Source organism: Vibrio sp. RE88 (genome assembly GCF_013113835.1).
Taxonomy (GTDB): Bacteria; Pseudomonadota; Gammaproteobacteria; order Enterobacterales; family Vibrionaceae; genus Vibrio.
The window spans coordinates 22,647-45,196 of record NZ_VTYQ01000010.1; the positions used below are offsets into that span (position 1 = coordinate 22,647).

Consider the following 22,550-nt stretch of genomic DNA (forward strand, 5'->3'; position numbering starts at 1 on the left):
ATGTTAATACTTCATCTAGCGGGCTGCTAGGAGAAAGGGTATGGGAGAAGCGGTTAAGCTTACACCAAATGGAGATTGTCCTATCAGATTGAAAACCAATTTAACAATTTGGGTATTTTACTCGTCTGATGCTTTTCACCTGCACATTAGCCATGAATTGTCTAAATGCCAGAGCGTGAGTTTTGAAATGATCTCATTCCATGGCTTAGTTGTGAGTAATCTATCTCACTTCTCTCCTCCTGATTTGATTTTCGTTGAGACTGGGCCGAATTGGGCGCAGAAAATTGTCGAACTTCAGCAGTATGAAGCCCCTGATTCTGCCGAAAGTGGTCATGAAGCTTCCTTAATTGTCTTTGGTAATGAAAATGATAACGGTGCATTGAAAATAGCGCTGAGAATTGGAGCGGCTGATTTCATTTCCGACAAAGCGGTGCTCGACGAACTGGTACCTCTGCTGAAAAATGTTGCCGAAGATAAAGTCGCTAACCGTCATCTCGGCGAACTGATGGTGTTTATGAATACTAAAGGTGGCGCGGGTGCCTCCATGATTGCTTTGAACACCGCGATAACCATTGCCAAACAGAACCCTGAGCATGTCTTATTACTCGATCTGGACATGCAATTTGGCGTCATTGAAGACTATCTAAATATCCACAGTACATATGGTTTAGCTGATGCAATCGCCAATGTAGCCGACCTTGATGACGTCTCACTAGGCAGCCTAGTTACTAAGCATGAATCGGGTCTGCATGTAATTGGTTTTAAACGCGAAAGTAGCCATGAAAATTTCGAAAAAGCGAACCAGCTGAATAAGCTGATTCCAGTGTTGAGAGAGCAGTATCCGTATGTAATTGTCGACTTATCACGCGGGCTCGATCGAACATTTACCTCTGTGATTTCACCGGCCACTAAGGTGTTTATGATCACACAGCAAAATTTGGTAGCGATTAAAAATACGACGCAAATTCTCAAGTTACTCACCTTTGAACTAGGCGTATCCAAAGAGCAAATGGAAGTGATCGTTAATCGCTACGAAAAGCGTCAATCGATCAAGCTCAAGGATATTCAGGACACAGTGGGCAATATCCCCATTCATACCATACCGAATGAATTCAAAGTCGCGATTGAAAGTGCCAACTTAGGGCGCCCTTATATTCAGGCACGAAAGGGTAGTGCGATTGCTAAGTCGGTAAGGAAGCTAGCGGTGACCTTGATGCCAGATAATGAAGTGAAAAAAGGTTGGTTTAAAAAGTTGTTTTCTTAGTGAGCATATTTTAAGAGGGAACTTTCATGTTCTTTAAAAGGAAAAACATCAATCCAGAATTGCAGCAGAGGGTCGCCGAAGTTGAGGCCGAAGAAAGCCAACAGCAAGCTGTAGTGGATGAAAAGCCAAAAGAAAGCGTCTCGCTAGAGCTGCATCAGTCTCATGAACCTGTTGATTCTTATCGAGAAAGAAAAAAGCTCGAAGCGGAAGCCAAAGAGCATGCTGTTGAGGAAGCGCGTAAGCAGTTAGAGCAAGAGTTGGCAGTTAAGCATTATTACCATCAAAGACTTCTAGAAACATTAGACCTAGGACTCTTGGCAAGTTTGGAAAATGACAGAGCGCGAAAAGAACTGCACGACGCGATTGTCCAACTGATGGCGGACGATCAGACCCATGCATTAAGTGCGGAAGGTCGTAAGCGTGTGATTCAGCAAATTGAAGATGAAGTCTTTGGCTTAGGCCCTTTAGAGCCACTCCTTAATGACGCTACCGTCTCTGATATTCTGGTCAATGGGCCGAAAAAAGTGTTTGTTGAGCGTCGTGGTAAGTTAGAACTGACCCCTTATACGTTTCTCGACGAGCGTCACTTACGTAACATTATCGATCGCATTGTGAGTCAGGTTGGGCGTCGTATTGATGAAGCTTCGCCTATGGTGGATGCGCGATTGGTGGATGGTTCGCGTGTTAACGCCATCATTCCCCCTTTAGCCCTCGATGGTGCCTCGGTGTCAATCCGTCGTTTCGCCGTTGAAAAGCTCAATATGGAAAACCTATTAAGCTTCAATTCTTTGTCTCCAGAAATGGCCAAGTTTGTTGAAGCCGCAGTCAATGGCGCTCTCAATGTACTGATCTCGGGTGGTACGGGCTCGGGAAAAACCACCACATTAAACATTTTCTCTGGTTTTATTCCGTCTGATGACCGAATTGTGACCATCGAAGATTCCGCTGAGCTACAGCTGCAGCAGCCTCATGTTGTTCGCCTTGAAACTCGCCCTGCCAACCTTGAAGGTAAAGGGGAAATCACGCAGCGCGATCTGGTTAAAAACTCCCTTCGGATGCGACCTGATCGCATTGTACTGGGGGAGGTCCGTGGCGCTGAAGCTGTCGATATGCTGGCGGCCATGAATACCGGGCATGACGGTTCTTTAGCGACGATTCACGCCAATACGCCACGCGATGCTTTGTCTCGTGTCGAGAATATGTTTGCGATGGCAGGCTGGAACATGTCGGCTAAAAACTTACGGGCTCAGATCGCCTCGGCAATTCATTTGGTTGTACAGATGGAGCGTCAGGAAGACGGTAAGCGTCGTATGGTCAGCATTTGTGAAATCAACGGTATGGAAGGTGAGATTATTACCATGTCGGAGATTTTTAAATTTCACCGTAAAGGCTTAGATGAAGATGGCAATGTGCTCGGCTATTTCACCGCAACGGGTGTTGTACCTCAGTGCCATGATCAGTTATCGAAAAAAGGGCTGCATTTGTCTTTCGATATCTTTAATGAGTCTTATACCTAAGGGAGAAGAATCATGCATCAGGACGCAACATTCTTTTTCGTACTCTTGTTTTTTGCTGTGGTGTTTATTTCACAAGCATTGATTTTGCCTGCAGCGGGGAGCAAGGCTAAGCACAAAGAGTTGTCCGAACGTCTTAAAGAGTCCCAATCGAAGCTCGATGAAGAAGCGTTATCTCTACTCCAAGAGCATTACCTTAAGAGCTTGACGCCATTGGATAGAAAGTTGGTTCGGTTTGAGGTGTTCTCTTCACTCAAAAAAATGATTGAGCTTTCCGGTTATGACTGGAGTTTGACACAGACTTTGACAGTGACATCGATCCTATCAGTGTGTGGCTTCTTTATTGTTCTTTTGATAAGCCAACCTGTCTATGTGGCTTTAGCAGTAGTAGTCGCCATCTGGGCATTTCTTTATTTCTGGCTCAACAAGAAAATATCGGACCGCCTTTCCGCGTTTGAAGGACAGCTACCGGAGGCATTAGATATTATGCGGCGTATGTTGCAAGCAGGGCAGCCCGTCACTCAAGCCTTCAGTGAGGTTGGAGAAGAGATGCCAGCTCCAATTGGTGTTGAGTTCAAAAATACTTTTAATCTTTTGAATTACGGCTATGACATGCGTATGGCGATTATGCAGATGGCAGAACGAACGCCGACCGTTTCCATGCTGGCGTTTTCCAGTGCAGTGCTGCTGCAAAAGGAGACCGGGGGTAACTTATCTGAGAATCTGGAAAAAGTGTCTAGGGTGTTGAGAGCTCGTTTTAAGTTGCAGCGAAAAATTAAGACATTATCAGCAGAAAGCCGTTTATCTGCATGGATTTTGGTACTGTCACCTTTTGTGCTTTTTCTCTTCCTAAGCTTTGTAAACCCTGGTTACGTGGAACCTCTTTATACCGATCCTAGGGGGATGAAGCTGATCAGTGGTGGTGTCGTTAGCTTATTTATCGGTTCTCTGTGGATACGGAAAATCATTAATTTCGAGGTGTAGACATGGAAACGATTATGGAACAGTTTGCAGTTTACAACCTAGACGAGCAGACAGTCTTTTTGGGCCTAATTCTCTTGGCAACGGTGCTGGTGGTGTTCACCCTGTCGCTGTTGCTGGTTGGGCCTAAATCGCCTCTAAAATTAAAGCTTGAACAACTCAGGCAGTCTACTCGTTCAGACAAACTGAAAAAAAGTCGCAGGCTGGATCATACTTTAGAGTCACTGGCTCCTGTGATGAAGCCTTCTAACTCAAAAGAGAGCGAGAGTATACGGCAAAAACTCATGCATGCTGGCTATCATGATGCGAATGCATTGACGGTTTTCTATGCGTTTAAAGGCATGACAGTCGCGGTCGGTTTAGGGTTAGCGGCAGGCTTTTACTTTCTTACCCCAGACATGGCGATGCTGAATTTAGTCATGGTAGCGAGTGTTGGGGGTGGGCTTTATGTGCCCAATATACTGCTCGGACATTTGGTCAAAAAGCGTCAATCAAGAATTCGTGGTGGTATCCCGGATGCATTAGATTTAATGGTGGTGTGTACGGAGTCGGGGTTGGGATTTAATTCAGCACTTCGCCGCGTCGCTGACGAGGTTGCAATCTCTCATCCAGATTTTGCTGATGAGCTGGATACCGTATGTGTCAAAATTAATGCAGGTGTGGAAATGTCAGACGCATTCAATGACTTGATTGAGCGTACTGGGCTTATTGAGATTGCGGGTCTGGTCACCATGCTGGCACATGCCTCGCGCATTGGTGGTAGTTTGGCACAAACATTACGTGAATATACCGATGATTATCGGGACAAGAGAAATCAAGAAGTCGAAGAAATAGCAGCGAAGATACCGACTAAAATGATCTTTCCTCTGCTGCTCTTTATCTGGCCGTGCTTTTTCATTGTCGCAATTGGCCCTTCTATGCTGCTATTCACATCGACCCTAGGAAACTAAAAGGAGTGGGGCAATGAAAGGATTTCATCTGATAGTGCTCACCCTATCTGGAGTGCTGCTGACGGCTTGTGCATCGAATGAGCCGAGTATTGATACGTCGCTTTATGAAGGTAAACCCATTGACTCTTTGACTTCAGACGAGCCACCGAAAACAGAAAAAGAAGCCATTACTCGGGGCGATGATGCTCTGAATGCTGGCAATGTTGATTTGGCCTTGTATGAATACATTCGCTCGTTGGCATTTGAAAATGGCCAATTTCACGATCGTTCGTTGTACAACATTGGTCGAATTCACCAATCTCGCAACAATTTACCGATGGCGCAAAAAGCGTATCAGCTGGCGCTAAAAGAAAATCCGAATAATGTGAAGGTGCTTGAACAGATCGGTGCCATTTACAGCCGCTCGGGCGATGTGGAATCTGGTGGTAGTTATTTCCTCAAAGCGATTAATGCCGACCAAATTCGATTGGGGAGCAAAAAAACACTCAGCGAGGAAGATTTAGCGACTTCGAAAGAGATAGCTATGTTGAAAACAGATAACTATTCTCCAGAGTTTGCCTACATGGGGCTAGGAGTCATTGCCGATATTGATACTGATCATAAGCGAGCTCAGGCGTTCTATAAAAAAGCGCTAAGTATCAAACCCAATTCGGTAAAAACCTTAACCAACGTAGGCTACTCATTTTATATGGAAGGAGATTACCGCAAAGCACAGAGGTTTACTTTAGAGGCTCTGGATAAAGATCCGACCAATGATAAAGCGTTGAATAACCTTGCTCTGATTTACTTAGGCAAAGGCGAAATTACCCGAGCGATCAACGTTTTTTCACAGCATATGGGTAAGCCGGAAGCGTTGAACAATGTCGGGTATTTTTTAATCCTACAAGGCAAGCCAGACAAGGCGATCCCATACTTGCAGCAAGCTATCGACACAAAAACGTCTTACTATAAAGTCGCCAACGAAAATCTAGAACGCGCGTTAGCTATGGTGCGGGAAGAAAAAACCAAAACTGCTGCGGTAGCGGAATAAAAAAGGGAGAGCCAATGCTCTCCCTTTTTGTCTCTCAGTGATATCAGTTGAGATAGCCACCTGCGATACCTGCGGCCATAAAGAATATCACCATCCAGACAATAGGCAGTTTGAGCTGTTTAAGCAGATAGAAGCCCACCAAAACAAAAGAGATATCAATTGGGCTCATGACCGCGCTGGTAAATACGGGCTGATAAAGTGCAGCTACCAAGAGGCCAACAACGGCTGCATTCACGCCGTTTACGGCGCCAGACACTTTGGGCATTTTAGCCAGCGACTGCCAATTTTTCAGTACCCCTAAAAGTAGTAAGAACCCCGGCAAAAAGACACCCATAGTAGCAATCAGTGCGCCGGCGATTGGTGCTTGAGGTAGTAACTCATAACCAATGTAAGTGGCAAAGGTAAACATCGGCCCAGGCACGGCCTGAGCGGCGGCATATCCTGTTAGGAAAGCGTCTTGGCTAAGTTGGTCACCGACAATATTTTGCAGTAATGGCAGGACCACATGGCCGCCACCGAATACTAGGCTACCTGCTTGGAAAAAGTCATTGAATAGTCCCAGAGCGGGCACACTGGAAGCGACAAAAGGCAAGCCCACAATAAGAACAACGAAGAGAGCCAAGGGGAGAATTGAAGGCTCAAAGCGTGTCTGGACAGACTCTTCCTGATTACCCAAATACTTCATGCCGATAAGTGCTGCGATAACTAAAACTAGCATTTGGGTCGCGATACCGGGAAGAACTAACAGTGAAATTGCGGTTAATAAACAAAGCGATACTGAGAGTTTTTCCTTGCAGAAGTTTTTGTACATTCCCCAAGTGGCGTCTGCAACCACAACAACGGCCAACAGTTTCAAACCGTGGACAATATTCTGAAACAGAGAGGTTTCTGTCAGTTGGCTACTAAGTACCGCCAGCGCCAGCATGATAAGAACGGAAGGCAGGGTAAAGCCCAAAAATGCCATACAGGCACCCGGTAAACCGCCACGTCTGTAACCGAGAGCAAAACCTACCTGACTTGAACCAGGGCCTGGGAGGAACTGACTCAATGCGACAATCTGAGCGTACTCCTTATCATCAAGCCATTTGAGCTTTTCAACAAAGGTATTGCGAAAGTAGCCGATATGGGCTGCTGGGCCGCCGAAGCTTATCCAACCAAGCCAAAAAAAGGTTTTAAAAATAGACAACATGGTCTGGTAACTCTTAGAACAAATACTGCGCATACTTTAAGAAATGTACTAAAATGATTCAAATTAATGGTTTTAATATGATGTATGAATAATATGGGATTGCCGTGAAAGAGTTTAACTGGAAAGGGATCGACCTCAATTTACTTGTGGCGTTTCAGGCTTTGTACAATACCCAAAGCGTTAGCCTTGCAGCGCAGCAGTGTTATGTGAGTCAGTCTGCTATGAGCCATACCTTGCAGCGTCTTCGAGCATTGTTTGATGACCCTTTATTTGAACGTATTGGCACACGCATGGAACCGACACTGCGCTCTCATGATATGGCTCCGGTAGTTCATAATTTGTTGGCAAGCATTAAAAATGATCTGCTGACAAAGCAGCATTTTGTTCCACAAGAGTACAGCGGTGCGTGGAAAATTGGTCTGACGGATTATGCCGAACAGTTGTTTGCTGCACCGCTTTATGATGCGATTAAGCGTCATTCCCCTCTCTCTCAAATTAGTTTTTACAACGTTAATCGCAGTAATTACCAAGACATCGCTGACAGTGAACACCTCGATATGGTTATTGGCAGTATTACCAATCATGGCAGTCGGTATTTGTCACAACGCTTATATACGGAGCAGCACCTCTGTTTATACGATCCTCAATGTTTCGAAGTAGAGCTGCCGATGACGCTGGAGCAATTTGTGTCAGTCGAGCATGCCTTAGTCAGTCCCGATGGCAACTTGCAAACCCAAGTTGATGAGCGATTGGCAAAGCTAGGGCTTCAGCGCCGTGTTGGGGTCGCCTCTCGCAACTTCTTAACCATCAGGCGGTTGCTGATTGGTCGGAAGCTGATATGTATTGTCCCGAAGCGTTTTGCTGAGATGGAGATGTATAGTCACAGTCTACAAGCGGTCGAACCTCCCATTGAAGTGCCGGACTTTGAAATTAAAATGTTGTTTCTAAAAGCGCTCAATAGTGACGAAAAGAATACCTGGGTTCGACATGTTGTTGCCGAAACCATTTGTTAGGGAAGGTGGGAGGATTTGAATGTGTGGAGTGCGCTGACTGATTTCCAAATCACTAGTGTGAGAATAGCACTCAGATAACCGTCAATGGCATAGTGCCAAGCGAGATGGACCGAACCAATCTGTATGGCCAAAACATAACCCCACATCAAATAACCTAACTTCTTGTGCAATTTTTGGAATGCGAGTGCCATTGTTACTGCGACTGAAACATGCATGCTCGGCATGGCTGATATACCACCGCCAATACCAGAGTTCTGGTTTGAATACATTTGCCATAGCATTTCCTGAACATCCAAGGCCCAAAGAGGAAACCAGTGGTTGTCGACCAATATTTGGCTCTGTGTTTCCAGCCGCTCGATTAAAGGTAAATAGTATTGATGCTCTGGGTTGAGTAAGTGCATGTAACACGGGCCCGCGGATGACATCAGTACTGCTGCAACACCGCCTATTAACAACCAACTAGTAAGAAACGTAATAAGAAACTGGTCTCTCAATTTTTCGAGGTCACGGCGAATGATGAAAAACAGCACGCTCCCCCACATTAGAAGAAACCATAAGTGGTATAAAAAATTAATCACGCTACTCGCTAACGCATTGCTAAACACTTGATGCGTGATTTGCCACGGTGAAACGCCGAAATGTAGCCATTTGTCCAGCTGGTAAAAAAGCTCATCAAACTGAAATGGATTGAGTTCAGGGATCAAGGGTTTTAGAAACGTGTAGCTGGAAAAGGTCAGGTTCAGTGCCAATACAAGTAACGCAAAGCTAATGGCTTTCGACAAAGGTTGAAAAAATGAACGAATCGCTCTGAAAAAGTAAAGTGTGGGGTGAGGTTTTCGATGGTAAAGCAAATACACATAGTAGACGCAGCTCCACACTAGAAACGTGACATAACAGACTTGGACTAGCGTCGCCAAGTAGATGATAGGATCAAATTCAAATCTTGGGTCATCCAGATAAAGTAGTGATAAAACATACAAACAAAGAGTGGTCGCAAACACATACCCATAAAGCACCCGATCCCGGTACAGGTCTGATTGTATCTGTTGCCACTGAGTGATTGCCTGTGCTTTGTCCACTGCTGCCTATATCTATGATACGAATGAGCCTGACTTTAAGTGTAGAGCAACTTGTGGGGCTTCGAAGCGGCAGCGCAGCTACTTATGACTCACCACCAGTGGCCGTTTGCCATCACAGGCGCCCTTCTCTAATTGATTAAGCGGGTTGGCGTCTTTCCAGCCCCAGCGATGATCTTCTCGGCTGAGCTTACGATACTGAGTCGGTGTGACCTCCATACATCGACGGAAGGTGTCGTAAAAGCGGCTGATGGAGTTAAATCCTACCGTAAGGGAAATGTCGAGTATGGTTCGCTCCGTGTCACTCAGCAGCGCTCGGGCATGATTAATTCGCATCGCAGTAATGTACTGCTTGATGGTCATTTGCATGGTGCGCTGAAAAATAGTCATGGCGTAATTGGCGTGCAGCCCCGCGTAGTCAGCGACCTTTTGTGCTGTAAGTGGAGTGTTGTGGTGGGTCGCGATGTACTCCAGCATCTGGCTGACATAAAACTGCGAGTGCTTTGAAGTATTGCTCTTCGCGGCTTTATCTGTGCGACCTGTTGAAAGTTGCTGCCAACCATCGAGACAGACGCGTTTAAGCATCAATCCAATCTCATCAGTGACTAACTGCTGGCGGTTTTCCGATGGGTGTTGGCTCTCTTCTGCCCAGCGAGCTATTTCAAATTCGCTGATTAAATTACAGGACTCAGATTGCAGCACTGCGCCATGGGTAAGCTGGCTCACCAGCTCACGATTGAGTGGCCACGACATAAAGTGATGAATTGGGATATTGATGATGCCCATGTTGTGGCTGGCGCCGGGATCAGTGAGGCGATGCGGCACCGAAGCCCAAAAAAGACCAATACTGCCATTTTTGAGGTGAATTGGGCTGCCATTCATCATGTACTCTACGTCGTCACCAAACGGGATATTGACCTCAATTTGCCCATGCCAGTGGTAACCGGGCATGGCGTGGGGCGCGCGTATTTCCACATCAATTTTTTCGTAAGAGGAATAGAGTGACAGTGGGCTGACAGAGACACATTCTGAAGAGTACTGCTCTTGAGCAGTCACAGAGAGTTGGTCGTTAGGCGAGGGCATGTCGGCTCCTTACGAAATGGTAGTCACAGGGTTGTAACAGACCTTTGTTTGGTAAAAAGAGAGGTAGTTCAAAAGCTGAATAAGTCGCTCATTTTGTGGGTGAGAACGTAACACAGCTAACATTTTGCCGTTATTGGCGGTGGTTTTTCGATTTGAGTGCTCAATCAATCCTGAATATTGCTTAAAGACTCCTAAAAACTCCTTTTTTGTTAACCGAGACATTAAATCTTAGTAAATGAGAGAGTGATGAGTTGAACCGAGACGACTTAATCATAATCAAGTCAGTAATGTGGATGCATGACCTAGACCTATCAATAAAGGATCACATGAGCATGAACAGTCCAAAAATTACGTTTATCGGTGCCGGCTCGACCATCTTTGTTAAAAACATTCTTGGTGATGTATTTCATAAGCCTGCATTAAAAAATGCGCATGTAGCGCTAATGGATATTGACCAGATTCGTCTTGAAGAGTCGCATCTCGTCGTCAGTAAGCTGATGAATTCTGCAGGAGCCACGGGCACCATCTCTTGCCACCTTGATCAGAAAGAAGCGTTGCAGGACGCCGATTTTGTTGTCATCGCATTTCAGATTGGGGGTTATGAGCCTTGCACCGTGACCGACTTCGACGTGTGCAAGCGCCATGGGTTGGAGCAGACTATTGCTGATACCTTAGGCCCTGGCGGCATTATGCGTTCGTTACGCACCATTCCACACCTGTGGAGCGTGTGTGAAGACATGAAACAAGTCTGCCCGGATGCCACCATGCTGAACTACGTGAACCCAATGGCGATGAATACCTGGGCCATGTATGAAAAGTACCCAGAGATTAAACAGGTTGGCTTGTGTCACTCCGTGCAGGGGACGGCGGAAGAGCTAGCACGTGATCTGGATTTGGATTACGCCGACTTGCGTTATACCTGTGCGGGCATCAACCATATGGCCTACTACCTGACGTTGGAAAAGAAGGACGAGCAAGGCAATTACGTTGATATCTATCCAGATCTGCTGCAAGCATTTGAACGTGGCGAGGCGCCTAAACCGGGTTTGCATCACGATGGTCGCTGTACCAATTTAGTGCGCTACGAAATGTTCAAGAAGCTGGGCTACTTTGTCACGGAATCTTCGGAGCATTTTGCGGAATACACGCCTTACTTTATCAAGCCAAATCGGCCCGATCTGATTGAGCGCTATAAAGTGCCAATTGACGAGTACCCAAAACGTTGTGTTGAGCAGATTGCTGCTTGGAAGCAAGATTTAGAAGACTACAAGCAAGCTGACCAAATCACAGTAAAAGAATCTCAGGAGTACGCCAGTACGATCATGAACTCGATCTGGACGGGCGCACCGAGTGTTATCTACGGCAACGTTAAGAATGAAGGTTTGATCGACAACCTACCGCAGGGCTGCTGCGTTGAAGTTGCTTGTCTGGTTGACGCCAATGGCATTCAGCCAACCAAAGCAGGACGCTTGCCGAGCCATTTAGCGGCATTGATGCAGACTAACGTTAATGTTCAAACCCTGCTCACTGAAGCCATCCTGACAGAAAACCGTGAGCGCATTTACCACGCTGCGATGTTGGATCCACATACCGCGGCTGTTCTCGGCATCGATGAAATCTACGCGTTGGTGGATGACTTAATCGAAGCACATCAGGGATGGCTTCCTGAATGGGTTTATCAATAAAAACAATAATATCCCTTTCAATAACGTGAATCATATACGCTCCCAGTGATGGGAGCGTTAAGGAGCAAACATGAGTATTTCGATGAGCACCAAACTCAGCTATGGGTTTGGTGCCTACGGCAAGGATTTCGCCATTACAATCGTCTACATGTATCTGATGTTTTACTACACGGATGTGGTCGGTATCTCTGCTGGTATTGTTGGCACCATCTTTTTGGTGGCGCGGATCTGGGATGCAGTCAATGACCCGATCATGGGCTGGGTGGTGAATAATACCCGAACCCGTTGGGGGAAATTCAAACCCTGGATTCTGATTGGTACCTTAACTAATTCTGTAGTGCTGTACATGGTGTTCAGTGCCCACCTGATTGAAGGCCCATGGCTTATCGCCTACGCAGCCATTACCTACATTCTATGGGGTATGACTTACACCCTGATGGACATCCCTTTCTGGTCTCTGGTACCGACGCTGACAATCGATAAGCGAGAGCGTGAAGAGCTGGTCCCTTTCCCGAGGTTCTTTGCTAGCTTAGCGTGGACGGTAACCGCTGCGATTGCGATGCCATTCATTAACTATGTCGGTGGTGAAGACAACAAAGGCTTTGGTTTTCAGATGTTCACCCTGTTACTGATCGTTTGTTTCCTGATTTCCACTTTTGTCACTCTACGCAACGTAAAAGAGCGTTACTCAACCACCAAACTCAATAAAGCTCAGCCCGAAGAGAAGGTCTCACTGAAGAAAATGCTGTCGTTGATCTATAAGAACGATCAGCTTAGCAGCCTGCTGTGCATGGCTCTGTCTTACAACCTAGCGACCAACATTATTACCGCCTTTGCCGTGTACTACTTCACTTATGTCGTAGGGGATGAAAGCCTGTTCCCTTACTACATGGCGTACGCCAGCATCGCTAACCTTATCACGCTGGTTCTGTTCCCTAAACTGGCTCAGTGGTTCTCTCGTCGAGTACTTTGGGCCTGTGCGTCTGGCTTCCCGATTATTGGCAGTGCAGTGCTGATCTACATCGGCATGAACGATACCCAAAGCGTGCTGCTTATCTCTACCGCAGGTGTGTTCCTGCAAATTGGTACGGCATTGTTCTGGGTACTTAACGTGATTATGGTGGCTGATACGGTTGATTATGGTGAAGTGAAGCTTGGTGTGCGCTGTGAGAGCATTGCCTACTCAGTACAGACTCTGGTAGTAAAAGCGGGTTCAGCGTTTGCGGCTTTCTTTATCGGCATTGCCTTAACCGCTGTGCACTACGTGCCTAACGTGGAACAAACGCCGGAAACCATCTTTGGTATGCAGTGCATCATGATTGGCTTACCAAGTTTGTTCTTTGCTATCGCACTGTTTATGTACTTCCGCTACTACAAACTGAATGGCGCGTATCATCAGCAGATCCAGCAACAGCTGATGGAAAAATATGAGCTAGTTGGCAACGATGAGCTTAATGAAGGCATCGCCTCATCCGACAAACCTCAGCCTGCTCAGGCGTAATCTGTTCAGCCCTTTTACTTAAAGGGCTGCTTATCTAATTTCTGAATATCCCAATGGAATAGGGAGCTAAACAAGATGAAACACTCATTGATTGCCAGCATGATCCTAGGATCTCTGCTGAGTGAAGCGGTGTCTGCTAACACTTTACCTGGGACAGCACTTGCAGCTGGAGAAAACCACAACGCTCTGGCTAACCCAGGGTTTGAAGACAGTGGCCTAGGTTGGCATTACTGGTTTGCCAATATCAAAGACGACAAAGCGTTTGAAGGCCAATATCGCGGCAGAATTGCCATTGGTGCCAGACACAGCATCAGCCAGATAGTCACTATACCTGAAACGGGCTTTTATCAGCTGTCGGTTCAAGCGATCAGCCCGGGCAAAGATGCTCGCGTTGAATTAACTAACCTTAGCGATGAAGCTTTCTTGAGTAAAAAACTCAAAAAGAGTCGTGACTACAAGCACAATAAGGTTAAACAGATCCCGCTGGAGAAGGGTGAGCAGATAAAGCTGCGTTTCACTGGGTCAGATACGGGCAGTGTCAGTATCGATCAGGTTGAACTGGTAAAAAATACTAAATCCAAGTCGCCACGTTTTAATCAAATCATAGGGTTTAAGGCTAAAGGTCAATCCGGTGAGAGCATCATCGATAAAGAACGCAGAACCATCGAGTTTGAACTGCCGTATGCGAGTGACGTCTCTGAAGTAGCGATTGCTAAACTGCGTGTGTCTAAAGGATCTCGAGCGTCTGTCGAGCAGGGGGAAGTCCTCGATTTCAGTCAACCAGTTCACATCAAGCTTAAGGATGAAAAAGGGCGGGTTGAGAAGTGGAAAGTGCGTGCTCGGGTTAAAGCGAAGCAAGTCACCGTTTCGTCTTCCAATGATAAATTGCAGGACTCGTTTGACTGGGCGATAGAGAAGACACGTCAGTTTGTGATGACGGGGCAGCACGACTTGATCAACCGTGATGAAAACAACAATGATGGCACAGGCAGCGCGGATTACTTACCTTCCTATTGGGCGGGCTATTTTGATCGTACGGCTTTCTACTCTCGGGACTTTCTTCACCAGTCGGCTGGCGCCAAGTTAGCGGGCTTAGATCGTGAAAACTTCTCTATGTTCAAAACCTTCGCTAAGCACTCTACTGAATCGAGAAAGTGGTACACCCTGTGGGCGATCAACTTCGATGGCAGCCCACACCTGATCGACTATGAAGACGACGACTGGTTTGTGCGTGAAGTGCCGGCGCAGTTTGAATTTCTTGAGAAGGCTTGGGAGCAATACCAATGGACGGGTGATAAGCGCTACATTGAAGACAAAGATCTGTGGCGCTTTTACACCAAAGTGATGACCGACTACATCGCACTGCATGACGATCAGGATCCAAACGGCATCGCTGAAGGTTATGGTGGTATCTTTGAAGGCTCGGCAACCTATAACGAACGGGGTGAATTCCCGATTGAAGCGGGTGACGGGATTGGCTCTCAGTATCAAGCAACGGTGGCTTATGCGGCCATGCTTAACGCCAGAGACGAGTACAGTGAATCTCGACAATGGCAACAAAAAGCCCAGCAACTGAAAGACTACTTTAATCAGGAGTGGAGTATCGCTGACCCAGAAAAGCCTTTGGATAACTACGTCAACATAGTGCAGAAGGATGGCTTGAGGCTGAACGACTTTGGTAAAGAAAACAGCTGGTTTATGCCGATGAAGCTGATCACCGAGCCGGGTGAGCGCAATGACCGATACCTAGACTTTATTTCGCAAAGTCTCGGCGATGGCATTGGCTCGACGCCGGATGCTCCGAACAATATCGAGGCGTACAGCTACATCCCAGAGACCTATTTCCCATACAACCGCAATGAGGAAGCCTGGAAGTGGATGCAGTACATCATGGATATGAAAGACTTACCTCATGAGCGTCCGACACAAGGCACCAATGGCGATTATCCGGAGATCTCGTTTACCTTTATCGCCAATACCATTGAAGGGCTGATGGGAGTGAAACCAAACGCGGCGGACAGTCATCTGATCACGGCATCGCATCTGACAGCGGATATTGACTGGCTCGCGGTTGATTACTTACCAATGGGCGAGCATGAAGTCGCGCTGCGCCATGAGGGTACTGAAAAGTCGACACTAACCAATAACAATAATAAGCCGCTCACGTGGGAAGCGTGGTTCTATGGGGATTATCCAAAGTTGGTGGTCAATGGAAAGACCGTTGAAGCGAAACACAAAGTGGTTAATGGTCAGAAGGTGAGCTACGTACTGGTTAATGTGCTAGGGAAAGAGTCACATACAGTGTCGAAAAGCCGCTAACTTACTTAAATTCTAATTGAAAGGGCGCGATTAAGCGCCCTTTGTTGTTTGTTACTCTTCCGAGGTAAAGAAATCGTTGTAAAGCATATACAGGTGAGCCGCACTCCAAGAGAAGTTCGGAGCACCTTGTTGAGCGCCGGTAAGCGGATTGTAGTTCTCTCTGATTGGGCCGTCTTGAATCAAGCCGTCGGCATTGTCGAAGAAAGCCGTGGCCATCTCGACTGCATCATCACGGTAACCGTATTTCTCCATTCCTTTAAGGCCAAAGTAGAATTGGTCGACCCACACACGCCCACGCCAGTAGATATCAGCCCCAAAGGCAGGGTTAGACAGCGCAGCGGTACCCAGAGGCACGTAAGTGTTGAACTCTTCGGTATCTTTCATCACTTTCACCACCGCATCGGCGTGTGCTTGAGTTGCTGCGCCATTAAACAGTGGTGACCAGCCCTCTGGCCCTTTGCCACGTTCAACAATCGGTTTGCCTGCACAACCGTTTGTTAGTGGCTTATCTTCGATGCGAATGTCGTAGAAATAGCTACTTTCTTCATCGAACATGCAGGTATTGATGTAATCAGCCAAGTGTTCGGCTTTCTCGCGGAAGACCTGTCCTTCTTCTTGCTTACCTATGATATCGGCCATTTCAGCAAGGAACTGATTATCGCTGTACATATAGCTGGCTTGGTCGACCGACTCTTGCAGTAATGAGTAGCCTAGTAGGGTGCCATCTTGTGCTCGGTTCTGAGCGAATTGCACATCCCAATCACTACGTTTTCCACCATTCTCGACATACTTGTCCAGTTGCTCTTTGTCGATAAAGCCAAATACCGCCGCATCGTCGCGGCCAGATTCCCATGACGCCGCGGTTTGGGCCGGGATTTCAATATGGTCGTACTGGCCATTGGCAATGATTGCTTGATATTGATCGAGCCCGCTAAAGGTTTGCTCTTTGTCACCACGAGTGACGGTAAACAGCATCTGACCGTCAGGGGTGTTATGGGCCTTGTCACGAGCCGCGCCATACTCAGGTACGCCATTACCATTGTTGTCGCGATTACGTAACCACCAGTTGTGGTAAGCGACCAATTTAGGGTACATCTCTTCTAACCACGCTTTATCACCGGTTGTTTTGTACACTTCCATGACTGCCCATGCGGCTAAGCTCGGCTTAGTGTTGCGTTCATTCCAGTTTCCTCCATCGCCGCCACGCTCGGGGCTTAAGTTGTAAGCCAGCAAGTCAGGTACATAACCTTCATCCCACGGACGAACAGGATCATCGGCCTGAATCTGGTAGGCGAACATGGCGCGAATATTGTCTTTCGCCACTTCTGGGTTGAAATGCGCCATTGCGTAGGCTTGTTTCCATGTGTCCCACGGCCAAGTCTGATTACCAGAGAACCAACGAGCGGTCACCGATGGAGTGACAGAATCAAATTTCATCGCACCAGCCACACCACGCCAGTTTCCGTTCAACGTCTCCATCGCTTTGACTGCCACTCGCTCTTGTTCTGGAGTGGCATTCGGGTTGGTCAGCCCTTTCTCAAGGTAGTGCTCCCAGCGTTGAACGGACGCTTTTTGATACTTGTCTGGGTGGGTGAGTATGTCTTGTATTTTGCTCTGTTCAGCTTGGTTTTCTTTTGCTGTCAGCGCATGCGTGTATGTGGTGTAGAGGGTTGTCGAACCAGAAATGTGCGCTTTGGAAACAAACTGGTGGCCCTCGATTTCGGTCTTCATCGGGATGGATTTGTGGATCTGATATTCAGATTCGCCTGAAGTCAGCAATGTCCATGTTTCACGAACTTTACCAAACGTCACTTTGAGGCCGTCATCGGTAGCGACAATCTGGCGGTCATAATCCGGATAAGCTTGATCGATGGTTTTATCGGATTGAGGCTTGCCTTCTTTAGCGTGGTATTTTTCCAGCAGTTCACCATCCCACACCAGATCAAGTGGCTGCTCTGAAGTGATCTTAGTTTCAAGCAGCGAAGTGCGGTTGCTAGCAAAGCGCAGCGTCATCTCGATTTGTACATCGTCAGAATGCAGCTTTTGAACCAAGGCACCGGGCAGGCTGTACGCTTCCATCTCAAAATCTACTTTCTGGCCATTTTTGTACACGGTTAAACGGTCGAAGTTGTTGGCCATAAAGTTGATGTATTCTTCAGTCAGTAATGCGGTCCCCGGAAAACCACCCATGCCGTCTTTATTGTCTGGTAACAGGTGGCCATGCCACGCGCCCAAATCGAAGAAAGGGTAAAAACGCTGGTGGTCATCAAAATCATAGTCACGCATGTATTCTGGAGAACCAGTGCGATCAATGACGTTCTTGAACTCCAGTGCCTGTGGCGTTGGTTCACTGGTGACTGAAGCGCAGCCAGAAATGGCCACAGCGGAACTTACAGCAAGGGCGATAAAAGTTTTACTAAGGGTCATGTCATTTTCCTTGGTCAAAGGTCTGAACGTTGTTTGACAAGATTTTATCTGCCACAAATACAAGGGGTAACCGATCTTTAGTTAATGTGTGATCTTAATTTAGTAAAATTTTACTTGATGGGTGATTACATCGAACCTGTTAATGATAGGTAGAGAGAGCATTATCGATCTGGGTGCAATTGATTGATTCATCTGCGAGATAAAGTGCGGGCAAGTATGTGCGAGGGCTTATGTGGGGGATGTTTCAAGGAAGGTGGCGGGTCCTCATTGTGATGCCTAGCGCTATAAACACCAATGAAGCCAAAACAAAAAAGCACCTCGCGGTGCTTTTTAGAGATTGTTAGGGCTGCTCGGCTTGCTGCCATAATTGATTGAGCCAGGCTTCGCTGGTGATTTGCGTGTCTCCGCATTTGACCATATATGGCTTGCCGCTAAACCAACTTTTAGACGCCACTTCGCTAATAAACACCTGAATATCCGTAACATCATCTTTAGCGTAGTGCCATTTTTTACGAATATGTTCCGCAGCCTGCTGCTGATCGTATGATTCGCCGTTACGGATAAAGGTGCAAGGTGATTGCGCGATTTGCCCTATCAAAATGTCGACATCTTGCTCGACATTCGCCGCTGCGGGAAGAGCCAATATGCTCACGAGTAAGAGAAGGTATTTAAGCTTCATTGCAGCCTCTTTTACAAATTCCACCAAGGTTTGATTGGCAGAGGTTGGGAAAGCTCGACCCGTTGACCAAACTCGGGGCTCACCATGGTTACATCGCGTTGTTCACTGATCTCCATTGCTTGCTGCATTGGCTCATTCCAATCGTGCATGGCGAGGTCAAAGGTGCCGTTGTGAATTGGCATCATCACCTTACCTTGTAAGTCGATGTGTGCCTGAACGCTTTGTTCAGGGAACATATGGATGTCTGCCCACAGGGTATTGTATGCCCCTGTCTCTATCATGGTGAAATCAAACGGGCCATATTTATCGCCAATCTCTTTAAAGCCAGAGAAGTAGCCAGAATCACCACTAAAGAACACTTTATGTTGCTGTCCATTGATGACCCAACTGCCCCACAGGGTGCCGTCGCGATCAGTTAAGCCGCGGCCAGAGAAGTGTTGTGTTGGTGTCAGTACATATTCGACGCTATTGTGAACATGTGATTCCCACCAGTTAAGCTCAATGATCTTCTCTTCTGGGACATTCCACTCTCTCAATGTTTGACCAATTTTAAGTGGGACAAGAAATACGTCGACTTTGTCTGTCAGCGTTTTGATCGATGCTTTATCCAAGTGATCGTAATGGTCATGGCTGATCAAAATGGCATCAATGTTTGGTAGCTCTTGTAATGAAATCGGCGGTTGGTGAAAACGCTTTGGTCCTGCCCACTGCACGGGTGATGCACGGTCACTAAACACAGGATCGGTCAGGATTAACTGTTGGTCGATCTTCATCGCAATACTGGAATGACCCAAACGATACAACACGTCTTGCTGTTCATTGGCTAACTGATCAGTGCTGATCGCGTGGACTGGCAGCTCAAAGGTTGGCGTTGGGTTAAGGCGTTCAGTGGTGAAATAAGCTTTCGTTATCTTAAGAATATCACCAAATCCGCTTTTGTACTCTAGCTCCGTATTAGCAAATTTCTTGGGATATTGTTTACCAGAAGCCTTGTCAGAACTGGTACAAGAAATGATTGAGGTAGTCATAATTATCGCTCCTACAGTGGCTAACAATGCGCGTTTCATATGGTTTATCCTAAAGTAAACTATACGGTGTAGTTTACATGCTTTGCTTTTAAAGTAAACTGCTTGGTGTAAAATAGATCTCAGCGGAATGAAGTAGGATCGTTAACTCTATGAAAGTGAGAAAAAAAGGTCGTAGCGAAATTAAACGTGAAGCGATATTGGTTGCGGCAAAACAGGCTTTTCAGGAATTTGGTGTGCAAAATACCAGCATGGATAAGCTATCTGCTATGGCAGAGGTCTCTAAGAGAACGGTTTACAATCATTTCGAATCGAAAGAAGCGATTGTCATGGAATTACTGTCAGAGCTGTGGCGAACTTCGATGGCAGATCATGAAGTCGCAGGTCTTGTTGAACTGGATTTAGAGCAGCAGCTCGTTGCTCTGCTTGAAAGTGAAATCAACGTGGTGACTGACCCTCACTATGTTGATTTGGCGAAAGTCGCTCTGGGGTATTTTTTCTATAAGCCTGATGAGCTTAAAGAACAAGAAGAGAAGATGTCGAAGCAAGAGACTGCGTTGTTTCGTTGGCTGAATGAGCAGGCGGAGAAACAAACTCTTGCGATGGATGACATTGTTGTCGCGAGTACTCAACTGCACAGTTTGGTCAAAGGCAGTGCGTTTTGGCCTCAGGTTCTCGGTATGAAAGCGTCTCTGAGTAAGCAAGAATCGAGGGTGCTGGCTGAGCAAACCGCAAGACTGTTTATGAGTCAGTATCGCGTTTAAATAAAATTAGAAAAGCCCTTACCATTTTAGGTAAGGGCTTTTTTATGAGTCACGTTTAAGCCTAAGTATTAAGGCTGTTTAGCGGTTTCTAACTTGACCTCTTTGCTCGCTTGCTTTTTTTCAAAGCGAGAAATCCACCACCAAGCAATACCTGAGAATACCGCTGTCATAAATACGTTGATGAAGAAAGCACGAACCAAGTCAACGCCAGTCGGGAAGGCGGAAGCCGTCATACTGATTACAAAGATGGCAATCAGAATGGAAACCACACCCATACCAAACTTGCGGGAACCCATGCGGAAATCACGCGGCGTATCGTCGTGTTTCCAGCGGAAGATGAAGTAAGCCACCATGATAAAGATAGGCGGTAACATGGCGGTGCCCGCTGTCAGGTTGATAGCTTGATTCATCATGTCCTGCACGGACTCAGAGCCAAAGCCATTCACCACTAGCATCACGACAACGAAAGCAAACTGCCACCAAGCGGCACGAACAGGAACACCATGTTCATTCAGCTCGGTTGTTTTCTCACCGTATACGCCCTGCGGAATTTCAGAGAAGTGAATTTTTACTGGTGCCGCTGTCCACATCATCATTGAACCAAACATAGCAATGAACAGTACGATACCCACGAAGCGGCCAACCATGGTTTCGGAGATGTTGAAGTAGTTCGCCATACCGGTAAAGATTTCGACCATACCGCCCGCATACGTGAGGTCTTCACGAGGAACAAACACGTTAACCAATAGAGAGCCGACGGCGTACATGGCACCAATCAACACGCCAGCGATGATGATGACTCTGATAAAGGCTTTTTGACCGCCTTTGACATCTTTCAGGTACGCCGCTGCCGTTTCTGCACCGCCCGCCGCTTGGAAGATCCAACACATGATACCTATGGTTGCCCAGTTGATGGTCGGGGTCATGGTTTCCAGCGTTATTGGCTCTGCAGGTGTGTAATCGCCGCCGCCAAGCGCCATTAATGCACCCAGCACGTAAATACCAAACAAGGCAAATACCCCGTAAGCGACGATTTCTGAAATCTTGCCCAGCCAGCTCGCGCCTTTGGTTGAGATATGTGTCGCCGCTGCAAACAGGACGATAGAAATCAGTGATGTCACCATAGGTGAGAAGGTGTATTCATAGCCGAGCATCGCATACGATGCGTAGGCAATCACGTTGGGCAGTAATGAGACGAACCAGAACAGGTTTACGAACCAGTAGAGGAACGAACCCAAATAGGCATTTTTGGTGCCCAAAGGTTTCTTGAGCCAGTCGTACATCCCCGACTCAGAGTTTTTGTTCGCCGAGACAAATTCCGCGATGATGAACACGAAAGGGATAAAGTAAATGATGGTCGCCAGCAAGAATACTGGGGCAGAACTTAACCCCAGTTCAATGTTGTTGTTTACGATGTTACGGACGTTAAATACCGCCGCAAAGGTCATCGACAGCAAGGCAAATTTTCCAATTGTGCCGCGTAGAGATTCAGACATAATGTCCTCCAATGAATCACATCAATTATACGCCCAATTGCTCGTGAGCGTGATAGTTGCTGTGGGCCAGATTCAGTGTCTGACCCGATTATTATTCAGGGTTATTTGTTGAGGAAGTAGCCGTCCTCAACGGTGACTTTAAGTACCACTTTCCTCACGGCGTGATCGCCGTGAAAGCGGTAAGCGTTGTGGTTATCGAAGATGGCGATTTGGCCTTCCACCAGCTCGCGGGTATCGCCTTGGCCGGAAAAGTATTCTCGGTCGGTCTCATCGCGATAGTTGTCGACAAGCTCAAGCTGAGATTTTTCAGCAAATTCAACCGTCTCTTTACCTTCTAGGTAGTAATGAATGTCGAAGTAGCGACGGTTGCCTTCAAAAGTTTCAGTGTGACGAGCCACTCCATCTTCAATCATGTAAACCAGAGAGTCGCCAATTGAATGCATTACGCCATCTTTGATGTTGGAGATGTTTTCAATCGCTTCAATGCAGCGGTTCCATTTACGACCATCGCGGTAAACGACTTTGAATTGCGCTAAGTTTTCTAACACGATCAT

18 protein-coding genes are annotated in these 22,550 nt (G+C 46.8%); 10 read left to right on the forward strand and 8 right to left on the reverse strand.

What is annotated here, in order from left to right; genetic code table 11:
- Positions 1-40 precede the first annotated feature (40 nt).
- The 5 genes from F0265_RS20325 to F0265_RS20345 are packed head-to-tail and all read left to right on the forward strand — an operon-like array spanning position 41 to position 5,739.
- Positions 41-1,264, forward strand: coding sequence for an AAA family ATPase (locus F0265_RS20325; RefSeq protein ID WP_038513357.1), 1,224 nt, complete (start codon positions 41-43; stop codon positions 1,262-1,264).
- 26 nt (positions 1,265-1,290) lie between these two features.
- Positions 1,291-2,781: an ATPase, T2SS/T4P/T4SS family gene (locus F0265_RS20330; RefSeq protein ID WP_064488653.1), complete on the forward strand. Its 1,491-nt coding sequence runs from the start codon at positions 1,291-1,293 to the stop codon at positions 2,779-2,781.
- A 12-nt stretch (positions 2,782-2,793) separates the two neighbouring features.
- Complete coding sequence (locus F0265_RS20335) at positions 2,794-3,762, forward strand: type II secretion system F family protein (protein WP_171341218.1); 969 nt, start codon at positions 2,794-2,796, stop codon at positions 3,760-3,762.
- A 2-nt stretch (positions 3,763-3,764) separates the two neighbouring features.
- The gene (locus F0265_RS20340) at positions 3,765-4,709 is read left to right on the forward strand and encodes a type II secretion system F family protein (RefSeq protein WP_171750163.1); all 945 of its coding nucleotides are present in this window, start codon (positions 3,765-3,767) and stop codon (positions 4,707-4,709) included.
- Positions 4,710-4,722: 13 nt separating this feature from the next.
- On the forward strand, positions 4,723-5,739 hold the full coding sequence (locus F0265_RS20345; RefSeq protein ID WP_171750164.1) for a tetratricopeptide repeat protein: 1,017 nt from the start codon (positions 4,723-4,725) through the stop codon (positions 5,737-5,739).
- Between the two features lie 43 nt (positions 5,740-5,782).
- Here the strand turns inward: F0265_RS20345 and chrA are convergent, their stop codons facing one another.
- A complete protein-coding gene (gene chrA / locus F0265_RS20350) occupies positions 5,783-6,928 on the reverse strand; it encodes a chromate efflux transporter (RefSeq protein ID WP_171750165.1) in 1,146 nt (381 codons plus the stop codon).
- A gap of 104 nt (positions 6,929-7,032) precedes the next feature.
- Here chrA and F0265_RS20355 point away from each other — a divergent pair, with 104 nt between their 5' ends.
- Complete coding sequence (locus F0265_RS20355) at positions 7,033-7,941, forward strand: LysR substrate-binding domain-containing protein (protein ID WP_171750166.1); 909 nt, start codon at positions 7,033-7,035, stop codon at positions 7,939-7,941.
- On the opposite strand, the gene F0265_RS20360 is transcribed toward F0265_RS20355, so the two are convergent.
- Both F0265_RS20360 and melR read right to left on the reverse strand, forming a co-directional pair.
- The gene (locus tag F0265_RS20360; RefSeq protein ID WP_171750167.1) at positions 7,938-9,020 is read right to left on the reverse strand and encodes a phosphatase PAP2 family protein; all 1,083 of its coding nucleotides are present in this window, start codon (positions 9,018-9,020) and stop codon (positions 7,938-7,940) included. The two genes, F0265_RS20355 and F0265_RS20360, sit on opposite strands and share 4 nt — an antisense overlap.
- A gap of 78 nt (positions 9,021-9,098) precedes the next feature.
- Complete coding sequence (gene melR, locus F0265_RS20365) at positions 9,099-10,100, reverse strand: transcriptional regulator MelR (RefSeq protein WP_171750168.1); 1,002 nt, start codon at positions 10,098-10,100, stop codon at positions 9,099-9,101.
- 332 nt (positions 10,101-10,432) lie between these two features.
- Between melR and F0265_RS20370 the strand changes: the two genes are divergently transcribed.
- The 3 genes from F0265_RS20370 (at position 10,433) to F0265_RS20380 (ending at position 15,605) form a co-directional block, all read left to right on the forward strand.
- The gene (locus F0265_RS20370) at positions 10,433-11,785 is read left to right on the forward strand and encodes an alpha-glucosidase/alpha-galactosidase (RefSeq protein WP_171750169.1); all 1,353 of its coding nucleotides are present in this window, start codon (positions 10,433-10,435) and stop codon (positions 11,783-11,785) included.
- Between the two features lie 70 nt (positions 11,786-11,855).
- Positions 11,856-13,286 (forward strand): melibiose:sodium transporter MelB, encoded by a 1,431-nt coding sequence (gene melB, locus F0265_RS20375; protein WP_171750170.1) that lies wholly within the window; start codon positions 11,856-11,858, stop codon positions 13,284-13,286.
- A gap of 75 nt (positions 13,287-13,361) precedes the next feature.
- Positions 13,362-15,605 carry a hypothetical protein gene (locus tag F0265_RS20380; protein WP_171750171.1) on the forward strand — a complete coding sequence of 748 codons (2,244 nt, stop codon included), beginning with the start codon at positions 13,362-13,364 and terminating at the stop codon, positions 15,603-15,605.
- 51 nt (positions 15,606-15,656) lie between these two features.
- On the opposite strand, the gene ygjK is transcribed toward F0265_RS20380, so the two are convergent.
- The 3 genes from ygjK to F0265_RS20395 all read right to left on the reverse strand — a co-directional run bounded on the left by ygjK (position 15,657) and on the right by F0265_RS20395 (position 19,739).
- Complete coding sequence (gene ygjK, locus F0265_RS20385) at positions 15,657-18,032, reverse strand: alpha-glucosidase (RefSeq protein WP_171750172.1); 2,376 nt, start codon at positions 18,030-18,032, stop codon at positions 15,657-15,659.
- Between the two features lie 340 nt (positions 18,033-18,372).
- Entirely contained in the window at positions 18,373-18,711 is a 339-nt protein-coding gene (locus tag F0265_RS20390) for a DUF5329 family protein (protein ID WP_171750173.1), read from the reverse strand.
- Between the two features lie 11 nt (positions 18,712-18,722).
- A complete protein-coding gene (locus tag F0265_RS20395; protein WP_171750174.1) occupies positions 18,723-19,739 on the reverse strand; it encodes an MBL fold metallo-hydrolase in 1,017 nt (338 codons plus the stop codon).
- A gap of 149 nt (positions 19,740-19,888) precedes the next feature.
- Here F0265_RS20395 and F0265_RS20400 point away from each other — a divergent pair, with 149 nt between their 5' ends.
- Complete coding sequence (locus F0265_RS20400; RefSeq protein WP_006959786.1) at positions 19,889-20,500, forward strand: TetR/AcrR family transcriptional regulator; 612 nt, start codon at positions 19,889-19,891, stop codon at positions 20,498-20,500.
- Positions 20,501-20,568: 68 nt separating this feature from the next.
- On the opposite strand, the gene F0265_RS20405 is transcribed toward F0265_RS20400, so the two are convergent.
- Both F0265_RS20405 and F0265_RS20410 read right to left on the reverse strand, forming a co-directional pair.
- A complete protein-coding gene (locus F0265_RS20405) occupies positions 20,569-21,996 on the reverse strand; it encodes an amino acid permease (protein ID WP_171750175.1) in 1,428 nt (475 codons plus the stop codon).
- Positions 21,997-22,097: 101 nt separating this feature from the next.
- Positions 22,098-22,550: a beta-galactosidase subunit beta gene (locus tag F0265_RS20410; RefSeq protein ID WP_171750176.1), complete on the reverse strand. Its 453-nt coding sequence runs from the start codon at positions 22,548-22,550 to the stop codon at positions 22,098-22,100.

Excerpts from the sequence above, each read along its gene's own strand:
- melR (WP_171750168.1), bottom strand. The coding sequence starts at position 10,100 with ATGCCCTCGCCTAACGACCAACTCTCTGTGACTGCTCAAGAGCAGTAC.
- F0265_RS20370 (WP_171750169.1), top strand. The coding sequence starts at position 10,433 with ATGAACAGTCCAAAAATTACGTTTATCGGTGCCGGCTCGACCATCTTT.
- F0265_RS20335 (WP_171341218.1), top strand. The coding sequence starts at position 2,794 with ATGCATCAGGACGCAACATTCTTTTTCGTACTCTTGTTTTTTGCTGTG.
- F0265_RS20405 (WP_171750175.1), bottom strand. The coding sequence starts at position 21,996 with ATGTCTGAATCTCTACGCGGCACAATTGGAAAATTTGCCTTGCTGTCG.
- ygjK (WP_171750172.1), bottom strand. The coding sequence starts at position 18,032 with ATGACCCTTAGTAAAACTTTTATCGCCCTTGCTGTAAGTTCCGCTGTG.
- chrA (WP_171750165.1), bottom strand. The coding sequence starts at position 6,928 with ATGTTGTCTATTTTTAAAACCTTTTTTTGGCTTGGTTGGATAAGCTTC.
- melB (WP_171750170.1), top strand. The coding sequence starts at position 11,856 with ATGAGTATTTCGATGAGCACCAAACTCAGCTATGGGTTTGGTGCCTAC.
- F0265_RS20345 (WP_171750164.1), top strand. The coding sequence starts at position 4,723 with ATGAAAGGATTTCATCTGATAGTGCTCACCCTATCTGGAGTGCTGCTG.
- F0265_RS20410 (WP_171750176.1), bottom strand. The coding sequence starts at position 22,550 with ATGATCGTGTTAGAAAACTTAGCGCAATTCAAAGTCGTTTACCGCGAT.
- F0265_RS20330 (WP_064488653.1), top strand. The coding sequence starts at position 1,291 with ATGTTCTTTAAAAGGAAAAACATCAATCCAGAATTGCAGCAGAGGGTC.
- F0265_RS20380 (WP_171750171.1), top strand. The coding sequence starts at position 13,362 with ATGAAACACTCATTGATTGCCAGCATGATCCTAGGATCTCTGCTGAGT.
- F0265_RS20340 (WP_171750163.1), top strand. The coding sequence starts at position 3,765 with ATGGAAACGATTATGGAACAGTTTGCAGTTTACAACCTAGACGAGCAG.
- F0265_RS20390 (WP_171750173.1), bottom strand. The coding sequence starts at position 18,711 with ATGAAGCTTAAATACCTTCTCTTACTCGTGAGCATATTGGCTCTTCCC.
- F0265_RS20325 (WP_038513357.1), top strand. The coding sequence starts at position 41 with ATGGGAGAAGCGGTTAAGCTTACACCAAATGGAGATTGTCCTATCAGA.
- F0265_RS20395 (WP_171750174.1), bottom strand. The coding sequence starts at position 19,739 with ATGACTACCTCAATCATTTCTTGTACCAGTTCTGACAAGGCTTCTGGT.
- F0265_RS20400 (WP_006959786.1), top strand. The coding sequence starts at position 19,889 with ATGAAAGTGAGAAAAAAAGGTCGTAGCGAAATTAAACGTGAAGCGATA.